The 12265-nt window shown below is 32.8% G+C and carries 11 protein-coding genes; 5 read left to right on the forward strand and 6 right to left on the reverse strand.

The genetic code is table 11. The features are described 5' to 3' along the window. Positions 1-28: 28 nt before the first annotated feature. A complete protein-coding gene (locus K5790_RS08510) occupies positions 29-2164 on the reverse strand; it encodes a CDC48 family AAA ATPase (RefSeq protein WP_297594169.1) in 2136 nt (711 codons plus the stop codon). Positions 2165-2191: 27 nt separating this feature from the next. Next, positions 2192-2692 carry an archaeal heat shock protein Hsp20 gene (hsp20, locus tag K5790_RS08515; RefSeq protein WP_297594170.1) on the reverse strand — a complete coding sequence of 167 codons (501 nt, stop codon included), beginning with the start codon at positions 2690-2692 and terminating at the stop codon, positions 2192-2194. Between the two features lie 119 nt (positions 2693-2811). Here hsp20 and K5790_RS08520 point away from each other — a divergent pair, with 119 nt between their 5' ends. Both K5790_RS08520 and K5790_RS08525 read left to right on the forward strand, forming a co-directional pair. Beyond that, positions 2812-3462: an ACT domain-containing protein gene (locus tag K5790_RS08520; protein WP_297594171.1), complete on the forward strand. Its 651-nt coding sequence runs from the start codon at positions 2812-2814 to the stop codon at positions 3460-3462. Positions 3463-3531: 69 nt separating this feature from the next. Then, a complete protein-coding gene (locus tag K5790_RS08525) occupies positions 3532-4890 on the forward strand; it encodes an NAD(P)/FAD-dependent oxidoreductase (protein ID WP_297594172.1) in 1359 nt (452 codons plus the stop codon). Positions 4891-4907: 17 nt separating this feature from the next. Here the strand turns inward: K5790_RS08525 and K5790_RS08530 are convergent, their stop codons facing one another. Beyond that, on the reverse strand, positions 4908-6395 hold the full coding sequence (locus tag K5790_RS08530) for a peptidylprolyl isomerase (protein WP_297594537.1): 1488 nt from the start codon (positions 6393-6395) through the stop codon (positions 4908-4910). Between the two features lie 93 nt (positions 6396-6488). Here K5790_RS08530 and K5790_RS08535 point away from each other — a divergent pair, with 93 nt between their 5' ends. Then, positions 6489-6980, forward strand: a complete 492-nt coding sequence (locus K5790_RS08535; RefSeq protein ID WP_297594174.1) for a hypothetical protein — start codon at positions 6489-6491, stop codon at positions 6978-6980. 2 nt (positions 6981-6982) lie between these two features. Continuing rightward, positions 6983-7699, forward strand: coding sequence for a precorrin-6y C5,15-methyltransferase (decarboxylating) subunit CbiE (gene cbiE / locus K5790_RS08540; RefSeq protein ID WP_297594176.1), 717 nt, complete (start codon positions 6983-6985; stop codon positions 7697-7699). Here the strand turns inward: cbiE and K5790_RS08545 are convergent. After that, positions 7696-8622: a hypothetical protein gene (locus K5790_RS08545; protein WP_297594178.1), complete on the reverse strand. Its 927-nt coding sequence runs from the start codon at positions 8620-8622 to the stop codon at positions 7696-7698. The genes cbiE and K5790_RS08545 overlap by 4 nt on opposite strands. Positions 8623-8705: 83 nt before the next feature. Then, positions 8706-9242 carry a stage II sporulation protein M gene (locus K5790_RS08550; protein WP_297594180.1) on the reverse strand — a complete coding sequence of 179 codons (537 nt, stop codon included), beginning with the start codon at positions 9240-9242 and terminating at the stop codon, positions 8706-8708. 78 nt (positions 9243-9320) lie between these two features. On the opposite strand from K5790_RS08550, the gene K5790_RS08555 reads away from it, so the two are divergent. After that, positions 9321-10766 (forward strand): DNA-directed DNA polymerase II small subunit, encoded by a 1446-nt coding sequence (locus tag K5790_RS08555; protein ID WP_297594182.1) that lies wholly within the window; start codon positions 9321-9323, stop codon positions 10764-10766. Here K5790_RS08555 and K5790_RS08560 read toward each other — a convergent pair. After that, a complete protein-coding gene (locus K5790_RS08560) occupies positions 10743-11945 on the reverse strand; it encodes an AAA family ATPase (protein WP_297594183.1) in 1203 nt (400 codons plus the stop codon). The genes K5790_RS08555 and K5790_RS08560 overlap by 24 nt on opposite strands. Positions 11946-12265 lie beyond the last annotated feature (320 nt).

The following is a 12265-nucleotide window of genomic DNA, read 5'->3' on the forward strand; positions in this document are numbered from 1 at the left end:
CCTAAATTTCCTTAGTATTTAGACTATTTTATGAAGTGATGGGCGGAGATTCTTTTTTTCTAGGTTTAACCTTTTCAATTGAATCTATAAGATCTTGTTGGGTAATCTTAATGGATTTGATGTTTCCAGTCTTTGAATTTACATATCTCTTTAGTGCTTCAGTTGCTGCTCTGTTTGTAACTGAGGCAATTTCTGCTCCACTAAAACCATCAGTTAATTCTACCAATTTTTCAATCTCAACATTGCTATCCAATGGCTTCTTTTTGGTGTGAATTTCAAAGATGTGTTTCCTTCCTCTTTCGTCAGGATTTGGAACCTCAATGATTCTATCAAATCTTCCTGGTCTTAGCAATGCTTCATCAACAATATCTAATCGGTTTGTAGCACCAATTATCAATACATTGTTTAGTTCTTCTAATCCATCAATTTCAGTTAGAATTTGAGACACCACATTTTCAGTTACATGAGAACCTGAATCACTACTACCTCTTCTAGGGACTAGGGCATCAAGTTCATCTAAGAAAATAATACATGGTGCTGCCTGTCGTGCTTTTCTAAATATTTCTCTAACTCCTTTTTCAGATTCACCAACCCACTTTGAAAGAAGTTCAGGACCTTTAATACTGATAAAGTTTGATTCAGTCATCTTTGCAAGAGCTTTTGCAATTAGGGTTTTACCAGTTCCAGGTGGACCATGAAGTAAGATTCCTTTTGGTGTTTCTACATTAACATATTCATATGCTTCTTTGTATTTCATTGGCCATTCTACCGCTTCACGTAATTCTTCTTTAAGTTCTTCAAGACCACCAACATCATCCCAACTAACGTTTGGGATTTGTACTTGGACTTCTCTTAATGCACTGGGTCGTACTTCTTTTAGTGCTTCTTTGAAATCATCGCTGGTAATCTGGATTTTTTGAAGAATTTCTGAAGAAATTTTATCTTCATTAAGATCAATCTCGGGTAAAATTCTGCGAAGAGATCTCATTGCAGCCTCTTTTGACAATACTTCTAAATCGGCCCCAACAAAACCATGAGTAGTCTTGGAGATTTTCTTAAGATCTACTTTCTCGTCAATTGGCATTCCACGTGTATGAATTGAAAGAATGTCAAACCTTCCTTCCTCATCAGGTATTCCAATCTCAATCTCTCTGTCAAATCTTCCTGGTCTTCTTAATGCAGGATCAATTGAATCGGGTCTATTTGTAGCTGCAATTACTACTACCTTTCCCCTTGATTTCATCCCATCCATTAATGTTAATAATTGAGATACAATTCTTTTCTCTACTTCTCCTGATACTTCATCTCTTTTTGGAGCAATGGAGTCAATCTCATCAATGAATATTATGCTTGGTGCGTTTTCTTCAGCTTGATTAAATATTTCTCGAATTCTTTCTTCACTTTCTCCATAATATTTACCCATAATTTCAGGGCCACTCAATGAGATAAAGTGAGCATTTGTTTCACCAGCTACCGCTTTGGCAAGAAGTGTCTTTCCTGTACCTGGAGGACCATAAAGGAGGACTCCTTTTGGAGCTTCTACACCAATTTTCTCAAATAATTCAGGGTGTCTCATTGGAAGCTCAACCATCTCTCGAATTTTCTGAACTTCATTTTTTAGACCACCAAGTTCATCATAAGTAATTCTTGGAACAGATGCATCAATTGCCTTTGTCATTGCTCCAAGTTTGAATTCTGTTTTTTCTGTAACAATTACTGGTTTTGATGGTTTGGTACTTGTAACAACAAATTGAACTCTTCCTCCCATCTGAGTTTTCAGAGATACTGAATCTCCTGTAGTAAATACATGATTAAGATAATTATAGATCATATAATCTTGCAATCCTTCTGTTGCAATTTTTTCAGTTGGAGACAAAACAATTTGTTCAGCTTGAGCAGCTTCTACTGATTTTAAGGAAATTTTATCATCAATCCCTGCACCAATATTTTGTCTTGTTATTCCATCTATTTTGATGATTCCAGAGCCATATTCTTCAGGATTTCCGGGCCATAGTTTAACATGTGTTTTTTTGTTAAATGTTAATTCTAAAATTTGGCCAGTACTCCAGTTTTGATCCTCAATAATTTTTGGATCAACTATTGCTCTGCCTCTTCCTACATGCTGTTGTGGAATTTCTGCTATTTTTAAAATAATTTCACTCATATTTTTACCTCAAAAATTAATGGGGGTTTATTCAACCTCCACCGTTTTGCCTTTAGGTTTTTCCTCTTCAATTAACTTGAAGACAAGTTGTAAAATTCCATTCTTGTAAGTAGCCTTTGCAGAGTTTTCATCAACTTTGTATTTCAGAGGAACTTTTACATGGTATTTTTTGTCATCGTGAACTGCAGAGAGATCTACAATTTTGTTCTCTACAACAATTTTTACGTCAGTTTTTTCTACTCCTGGCATCTCAGCTATTAGTTTTACAACTTTCTCTTTTTCATCTACAATAGTATCAACTAATGGTTGTCTTTCATCAGATGATGGAAGTAGACCGGGTTTGGCATTACCATATTCCCTTACAACAGGTTTTCCATCAGGTCCTACAGTCATTGTATAACCATAATAGATTGGTCCAGTTGCATTACCAGTTTTTCCAAATTCTTCAAAAATGTCATCTATGTCAAAAAAAGAGTTTGACATTCTCTTGAAGATTCTATCAAATTCGCTATCAAAGAACATTGTCATATTCACCTATGTTATGTAATGTATATGACATAATATAAAGTTTATTGTTAAATTGTCAATATCTTACACAATCCTATTATAACTGACATATTATAATAATCTTAATGCGAATATCAAGCATGTCAGTTCCTGAGGTAGTCAGGGAGATCATTACTAGAAATCGCTCGATTTATGATTGTATGAAGATGGATTTGATAAATTATACTGCTCTTGCAGTAAAAATACAACCAGAGATTGAAAGAATTCTGGGAAATCCCGTAAATCTCAATACTGTAGTAGTTGCAATCAAACGATATGCTGACTCATTTGAATCAAAAGAGGAGATTAAGGAAGAATCAATTCTAAAGAATGCTAGATTAGCACTAACAGATGGAATAATGGATGTTAAATTTTCAATAAAGGATTCAAATCAAATTGATCCTATAGCGATTTTAGATAAATTCTCCAAGATTACAAATAATTATGAATTTTTTAGAATGTCTGATTCCTTTAGATTTCTAACTGAAGATATGGAAGGTGTAAGGGAGATTTTTAGTAGTCTTTCAGATAATGAGAATTTGTTTAGTACAGGTCTAGCAAAAATTAGAATTTCAATACCACCTACTCAAAATCAATCTGATGTAGTTTCTTATGTAGCAGAGGTATTACATGCAAATGGCATTGAATTGGTAAATGCCTTTTTCAGTCAAGATAGTATAATAATAATTCTAAATGAAAAGGATTCATCAAGGGCTTATGATGTATTACATTCTGAGATTATGAGAGCCTAATTGTTCCAGTGAATTTTTTGAATGTTATTCTTATAGCATATATTCTCCCTGTTTGTGGGAAGGGCGTCATTGGCTAGAAATAAGAAAAAAATTGTAATTTTAGGAGGAGGTTTTGCAGGTGTTGAATGTGCAAGGCAGTTAGAATCCTATTTTGGAAATAATTCAGAATTAGAATTAGTAATGGTTAGTGAAGACAATTTTTTGTTATTTACACCTATGCTTCCTCAAGTGGCATCTGGAATGATAGAAACGAGGCACATAGTTTTACCTATTAGAACAATTTGTCAAAAGACAAAATTTTATGAAGGTCGAATAAAAAACATTGATCCATATGGAAAATTAGTTAATCTTTGGGGAACTGGAGATAAAAGAGGCATTTCAATTCACTATGATTTTTTAATAGTTGCACTTGGAAGTGAAACAAATTTCTTTGGAATGGCAGATGTTGAAAAAAATGCCTATACAATGAAGACTCTCAATGATGCAGTAATGCTTAGAAACCGAGTAATAGATATGCTTGAGCAGGCCGAAAATGAGACAAATCCAATCCTAAGAAAAAGTTTTTTGAATTTTGTTGTAGTAGGTGGTGGGTTTGCAGGAATTGAAACTGCTGGTGAGTTAATGGATCTACTTTTGGATGCAAGAAAACATTATCCTACAATTCTCAAAGAAGATCTTAAAGTCATTGTTTTAGAGGCATTGCCATTAATCTTACCAGGATTTAATCAAAAGTTAGCAGATTTTGCTAAAGAAAAGATGATAGAGAGAGGAATCGACATTAGACTAAAAACCGCAGTAACTAGTTTTGATGGCAATGAAGTCACAATAAAATCATTAGATGAAACCCCAAATGATGCTACTGATGATTCAAAAATAGATGTACTAAGAACTAAAACTTTGATTTGGACTGCAGGTGTTACTCCAGTTAATACAATTAAAAGATCAATGTTCAAAACAGACAAAGGAAAAATAATCATAAATGATTATCTTGAGGTTCCAGAATTTTCAGGAGTTTTTGCAATAGGTGATTGTGCATTATTTTTAGATCCTGAAACAAAACGACCATTTCCTCCAACTGCACAAATTGCAGAAGCCCAAGCAAAGATTGCAGCTAAAAATTTGAAAGCACTGATAACAAATTCTGAGAAGGAGAAATTTGAATATCATTCTAAAGGTCAGATGGCAATTATTGGAAAGAGATCTGGTATTGCCACATTTTTAGGTATGAATATCTCTGGTTTTTGGGCTTGGTTAATCTGGAGAAATGTCTATCTTTCGAAAATTTCAACTTTGGATAAAAAAATAAGAGTTTTTCTTGATTGGACGATTGATTTGTTTTTTGATAGAGACATATCTAGATTAAAACTGATGAAACGTGAAACTGAGAAGGAATACAAAGAATTAGATGAAGTAGATGACGTTTGGTAAAAAATTCAATTTAAAGATTATTTTCTAATTTTATAAATAATGATTGCAGGAGCTACAAAATACATTCCAACATTCATTAGAATGATTCCAATTCCAAATGAAATCATTTCATGTTCAGAATTAATATCTGCATAATTTAGAATTGATAGTGTTGATAGCATTGGCGTAATTGAGAGTTTAACAATTTCTTTAAAAACAGGAATTTCTCTTTCCAGATCTGCTATTGTAGGTGAAAATGAGTAGTACAGTTGATTAAATCCGCTCATAAATGCGGTTCCTGATTCCGTTGATAAAATAGTATTATCTCGAAGTTCCCTTAATTGTTGAACTTGAGGGGCTAATTCAGAACCAAATGTTGCAGTAGCAATTAAACACCCACCTCCTTCCTGTGAAGATTTAAGATTAGTAGATTCATCAGATAGTATTTCAAATGAATCTATAGTTTCATCAAATCTAGGAAGTTGTGAGTCAAACTCATTTACTCCATTACTATATGCTAATGTGTAAAATTTTTCATTTCCATAAACCATTATTTCTTTAAATTTAACATTAAAGGATTGATCACCTGATGAAAAGATCCCTATAGCATCAATTGAATAAGCTTCCTTTCCATCAATGGTAATTTTTTCCTGTGAGATAATATTCAATTTGCCTGAATCAATAACGGGTTTGATAGTTTTTTGTTTTTCAGCAATTAATTCATCTAGTGTTCTTTGATTAGTATCTTGAACAGTTAGTGAGATTACAGGGTTAATTTCTCCAGTCTTTGGTCCAACAGCAACTACATCAGGAGAATTTTCTTGTGTTTTATCAGGTTCTTGTAATAACCATCCCTCAGGAATGCTAAATGAGATTTCATGTTGAGTGCTTTCAAATTTTTGGCTTCCAGTAGATGGAGTGGGTTCAGAATTAGTACGTTCAGGTTCAGATAATTCTAAAACGTTTGGGATATTAGAGCGATTCATAATTGAGGTTTTTGTAATTCTTACTTTTTCAATATCTATTGGTGCATCTCTGTCATTAGTTTCAACTGATGCAATTTTGTCCAGAGTTTCAAAACTTTCTTGAGTAATAATCCTACCAAAAACAGTATACTGTCCATCTAGAAAGTTAGAATTTTGATGAACTATGAAAAACTGTGAACCTGCACTGTTTGGATCAGCAGATCTTGCCATTGAAACAATCCCTCTATTGTGTTTAATAGAATTAAATTCTGCATTAACATTTTCAGTAGGGCCACCAATTCCCCAAGTATTTGGATCTCCATTGATTGTATTTGGATCTCCACCTTGAATCATAAAGTTTGGAATAATTCTATGAAAAAGTGTTCCATCATAAAATCCAGATTCTGTTAAGCTGATAAAATTTTCAACATGTTTTGGTGCATCTTCTGGAAAGAACTCTATTACAATTGTTCCAAGATTTGTTTCTAAAACTGCTACTTTATCGTCACTTTGTGCAAATGCTTGAGATCCTAAACTAGTAAAAAATATTGAAAATATCATTACTAATAATATAATCTTCAATATTTTTTTTCAAATCTGCTTACATAAAAGCCAATTGTATTAGTTTTTAACAAAGCCTAGTAAATCACCGATATGGACCCTGATGAAAAAATTCAGGCACATTTGGTTTCAGTATGGAGAGAATCAAAAAAATTCTTTTCAATTGGGGGAAAGGAAGGGATGTTGGTTTTAACAGATAAACATTTGATGTTTATCCATAAAACTGAAGCCAAGATGAATTGGTGGAAAGCAATAACTCAAAGACAAGTCGTTAATTTCATCAAATCAAAGAACACGATGATTAGACATGATGGATATGATGAGGACGAATTAAGAAATGATGTAGAAGATAAACGAAATACAGTTTTAGCATTTGATGAAATTTCCAGTATAGATTTTCAGGAAAAAGATTGGGGAACTAGTCTTCTTTTAGAATATGAGAAAGATGGAAAACAGGAGAAATTTCAATTTTCAATTGCCCAAGATTGGGTAAAATATCCTGCAAAGGAGCCTACAAAATACATGAAAGTGGATTGGAAACCCTTTGTGCAATATATTAAAGACAGACAGAGATTTACAAAGTAAAATTGGGAAAAATTTATGCAGTAGGTGTTGGTCCAGGTTCACCAAAATATGTTACTGAAATAGTAAAAGAGATCATTGAGAATTGTGATATTGTAATTGGATACAAGTATACTCTAAAGACAATTGAACATCTAATTACTAGTAAGGAAGTTTATGAGGTTACAATGAATGATCAAGAAGAGTCATATCAAAAAATTTTACCAAAATTAGGAGATAGAAAATTAGTAATTCCATTTACAGGAGATGTAAATTTTTCAGAATCAGAAGTTGTAGACAGATTAATAGAAATTTTTGGTGAGGTAGAGATTATTCCAGGGATTAGTTCTATACAAGTTGCAGCTTCAAAGGCACGGGTTCCTTTGGATAAATCTAAAGTTATTACAATGCACGTGACTACGCCAATTGAAGATAAAAAATTAGAATTACAAAAAGCACTAATTGATGGATTTAGTGTAGTTTTAGTACCAAGACCATGGCCAAAACAACCAGACAAACATTTCATGCCATCTGAAATAGCAAAATACCTACGCAATCATCAATTTGAAACAGAAAAAATCAAGGTTCATGTTTTTGAAGCAATTACTACTGAAAATGAAACAAGTTTTGTGGGAACTGTAAAAGATTTAGAAGACAAAGAATTTTCAGATTTGTCTGTAATGGTCTTTAATCAAACTAGTCTTGATTCATATATGAATTACAGATGGCAGTGGGAAAATTAGTTTCCCAAGTTATTTCCTTTGCCTAGAATTATACTATCAGTATTTGGGAATACATAAGCAACTATTTTCATCCAATTATAGTCAGGATCATACAGTCTATAGAAACCTGCATCATTAAAGGTAATATTGACTGATTTTCCAGGTTCAATCGTATCTGTAGAAATTCTTCCATCTGGAGTAAATGGATTGTGACGATCATTATAATTTTCAGTTCCACTAATTATTTTATGAGAAACTGAATCATCATTAATTATTTTTATTGTGGAACCAGGTTCAACTGAAATTCTGTCATGAGAAAAGTATCCTAGTCTAAGAGGTGAAGAAATATTTTGTGAGGATGATGTTTGAGCTGAACCTATTCCAATGTAAGTATTAGAAGTGCCTTTTGATGCTGCTCCTTTAAGAATATGAATAGTTAGATCTGAAGTTTCTTCAGATGATGTAGGTGTAGATTTTATTTTAATTAAAGAAGATAGTTTTGCAGTGTAAATAATTTTGTAAGATTCGGTAGGTGTAGTAATTCTACCTGAAAATCCATAAATTATTCCTTCTTTGCTTTCCTCAACTAATCTTCCAAAGAAACTGATTGTAGTATCAACTCCATTTTGGCTTTCAACATTCCCATTTAATCTAATGTATCGTCCTTCACGTAGAAATTTGCCTTCTAATTCGGAAATCAGTAATTCATCATCATCCAATGTAATAAAACCATCTTCTGTTACAAAATTAATTGAACTTCCACTTTTGAGTTGAGAAGATATTCCAAGATCAATTTCTGAAATTTTGATAAAATTCTCAGTAACTGCAAAACCAGAACCTTCTAGAAGAAATGCGTTATTTGGTAAAACTTCAGCAAATGATTCATTAATAAAATATCCTGAAGAAATAACTAAAACTGCTAAAATTGTAATTGCTGTATACACTACATTAGTGTACTTTAATTTGGTTTATAATTTACTACTAAATTTTTTTAGACTGTTTAGGCAAATACGCTGGAAACTAAAGATTAGAGTTTAGGCAACAACAGTCCTTCATCTTGGGCCATTTCTATCATATAAAATTCCAAATAACCACCAGCTAAAAGTAATGCAATCACAATTGCAATTTCTATAATAGTTGGTTTGATAAATTGTGTTAATGGGAGTTTTTTGGAAATTGCTCTAATCAAAATAAAACTTCGTGATATTCCCATAGAATATGCTGTTAATTCCATCAATCCAAATGGGGATAAGAATAGAATGGAAAGAGGTGGAATGTTTGCCAAGATTGGTGCAGTAGTAGCAATTGAAGCAAAAGCATATCCAGTAGACCATGCTGAAAATATTCCCCAGACAACACCAAACCCTGGAATAAACATGGGTAATGCAATTGTTATATTATGTGTAAATATTCCAAATGCATCAATATCTAGAACTAGATCTTCAAATTCTTTCATGAATGCTTCTGCTTCTTCCTGATTTATTGTAGAAAGTGAACCAATTTGGTAAGCGCCGGTAAAAATTCCTAGAAAAATAAAAAATGTGATTATCCTTTTTTTATCCACATTTTATTTCTAATTGAACATTATTTGAGGGTTGGTAGTTAAGCGCAGATTTAATTAAATGCTATAATATTTTTGGATATGAAAAAAGAGCTTACTTTTGCATTAAACTATGCTTTAAACAAAGGGTTTCAAATTCATCCAGATGCCTTTAAAATTTTAGAAAATGTTGATGTTAAAAAATTAGAGAAAATAATTAAGGAAATTGTTAAGGAAAAAACTAGGCAGAAGTTATTTCAAATAAACCAGAATGATTTAGAAACATATCTAGGAATTAAAGAAGATTCGACAATTCAAAATAATGTTGAGATAATATCTGAACCAAGTGGAAAAATTACTACAGGTGAGGGAGTAAAGGGGTATAATGCCTTATTTTCTAGTCGATTTAACAAGCTAAAAAGAATAGTCTCTGATAGGCCTGAATCAAGGATGCTCAAATCAATGGCTTCAGTAAAAACTGCAAAGTCTGATGATGATATGTATGTGTGTGGTCTTGTAACCCTAAGAAGTTCAGAGAGAAACATTACAAAATTAATTCTAGAAGATCCATCAGGCTCATTTGAAGGGATAGTATTTGATGAAGAATTACAAAAAACAGCTGGAACTTTGTTAACAGACCAATTTGTAATGGCTAGAGTAAGTTTGGGTAAAAATTCAGGATTCATCATTAAGGACTTGATTCTTCCAGATATTCCTGATATGGCAAAGACTAAATCAGAAACAGAGGCGTATGCTGTATTTTTGTCGGATCTACATATTGGAAGTAAGTATTTCATGGAAGAAGAATTTTCTCAGTTTGTTTCATGGATATCAAGTCCAGATCCGGTAGCACGAAAGATTCGTTTTGTGTTAATTGGTGGAGATGTAGTAGATGGAGTTGGAATATACCCTAATCAGAACAAAGAGCTTACCTGCCAAACCATAGAAGAGCAATTGTTTAAAGTAGAAAATTTGATTGATAAGATTCCAAAAAATGTAAAAATCATAATTATGCCTGGAAATCATGATCCTGGAAGAAGAGCTCTTCCACAACCTGCAATCCCTAAAAAATACAACTCAGGTTTATGGGAAAGAGAAAATGTGATTATGGTTGGAAATCCTGCAGTGGTTTCATTAAATGGTGTCAAAGTAATGATGTTTCATGGTCAAAGTATAGATGATATTGTAAAAACTACACCTGGTCTTAGTTACGATAAACCAACTAATGTGATGAAACATCTACTAAAAGCACGACATCTAAGTCCAATTTATGGTAGTCAAACTCCAATAGCTCCTGAAATGGAAGATCTTTTAGTAATTGAAGACGTTCCTGATATCTTCCATGTAGGTCATGTGCACCGGGCTGAATTGGATATGTATAAGGGGGTATTATTGGTGAATTCTGGTTCTTGGCAAAAACAAACTCCTTTTCAGGCAAGTGTTGGAATGACCCCAAATCCAGGTATTGCAATTTTAGTAAATTTGAAAACCTTTCAAGTATTTCATGAAAATTATAATTCTAATCTAGACAATATCCTGCAAAGTTAGATCGTCTTTGAATGTTTTTTTAATAGTTTCAGATGATATAGTAAGTTTGTATTTTTTTGTCCTACCATGAATACCTTGGTGGACTAATCTTCCATTAATTATTCCAGAAAGTTCTATTTCACTAAGCATTTGTGTAATTCTCCTCTGGGTTAGTTCATCACGGCCAACTGTTTTACAGAGACTTTTGTATAATGAGTAGATTTCACCAGTAGAAGAACCGTTGGCCTTCATTATTGCCAAAATTACGAGTTTTTCATGAAGGGGATATGATTTGAGTGATGTTTCTTCTTTATTTTCTTCAATTTTTAGTGAGGCTTCTCTGACATGGTCAATTGTTACTTTTTCTGATGGTTCGCGTTCAGCAATTTCTCCTGCGACTCGAATTAGGTCAATTGCTCTTCTGGCATCTCCATGTTCTCCTCCAGCAAGAGCAGCACAGAGATTCAGTGCTGGATCCTCTACTGAATTTTCAATAAAGGCTTCTGAAATCCTTTCTTCAAGAATTTTTTTGATTTGTTCAACATTATAGTTTGTAAATACTACCTCTTCTTCCCCAAGGCTGCTAATTACCCTAGGATCTAATTTTTCTTTAAACGTAAGGTCGTTTGAAATTCCAACAAGAGTAAGTGAGCCTGTCTTTAATCGTTCATTGGCCCTTGTGAGTTGATATAGAATATCTTTGCCTGTTTTTGAGACTAGTTGTGCCAGATAATCAATCTCATCTATGACAAAGATTGCGTTAAGTCTTTTCTCATCGATTTTGTTTAGGAGCCTTTTGAACACCTCACTAATAGCGAGTCCAGTTGATGGAAGTTCTTTTTCATCCAAATCTAGTTGCCTTCCAAGACTTACCAATAACCCATAGAGGGTTGTTTCCTCTTTAGAATTTGAATATACTAATTTTATTGGGAAATTTGATTTTTTTACACGTTCTTGGATTTTTGATAATACTTTTTTGACAACTAAAGTTTTTCCAGTTCCTGGCTTACCATAAACAAGAAGATTTGATGGTCTTGATTGTTTTAGAATGGGTAGTAGGGATTGTGTAACCTGTTCTTGTTCTGTGTTTCTGTGTTGGATAGTGTTTGGAATATAGGTAAAATGAAGAATGTCCCTGTTTTTAATAATTGATTTTCCAGATTCAGCAGCATCAAGTAATCTATCAATTGGATCAGACATACTCACACACCCTTGTTTCCTCTCAAACTAATCATATTCATATCTAAATAAAGAGAGTATAGAATAGAATAGTTACTCTAGTTTAGTTTGTAATTAATTATTTTTAGTTAGTTTTAGATTTCCTTTTAAAAAAAATAAATTAAAAAAGATAGAGTGGAAATATTGGTGTGTGGGTTTAGCCTGAAAAGATGTTTAGTTAACAGTTTTGTTAAGTATTAGTTAAGAAATCCCTAAAAAAACCCTTTTTGACCCCTTTATTTCCATTCCAGGCGTTAAGAAAGACGTTAACATTGTTAATATCTTAATCCCAACCCCCTTAT

Source organism: Nitrosopumilus sp., from assembly GCF_025698945.1.
Lineage (GTDB): Archaea > Thermoproteota > Nitrososphaeria > Nitrososphaerales > Nitrosopumilaceae > Nitrosopumilus.

Coding starts and splice junctions, on each gene's coding strand:
- K5790_RS08510 (WP_297594169.1), bottom strand. CDS start 2,164: ATGAGTGAAATTATTTTAAAAATAGCAGAAATTCCACAACAGCATGTA.
- K5790_RS08520 (WP_297594171.1), top strand. CDS start 2,812: ATGTCAGTTCCTGAGGTAGTCAGGGAGATCATTACTAGAAATCGCTCG.
- K5790_RS08530 (WP_297594537.1), bottom strand. CDS start 6,395: ATGATATTTTCAATATTTTTTACTAGTTTAGGATCTCAAGCATTTGCA.
- K5790_RS08555 (WP_297594182.1), top strand. CDS start 9,321: ATGAAAAAAGAGCTTACTTTTGCATTAAACTATGCTTTAAACAAAGGG.
- K5790_RS08560 (WP_297594183.1), bottom strand. CDS start 11,945: ATGTCTGATCCAATTGATAGATTACTTGATGCTGCTGAATCTGGAAAA.
- K5790_RS08535 (WP_297594174.1), top strand. CDS start 6,489: ATGGACCCTGATGAAAAAATTCAGGCACATTTGGTTTCAGTATGGAGA.
- hsp20 (WP_297594170.1), bottom strand. CDS start 2,692: ATGACAATGTTCTTTGATAGCGAATTTGATAGAATCTTCAAGAGAATG.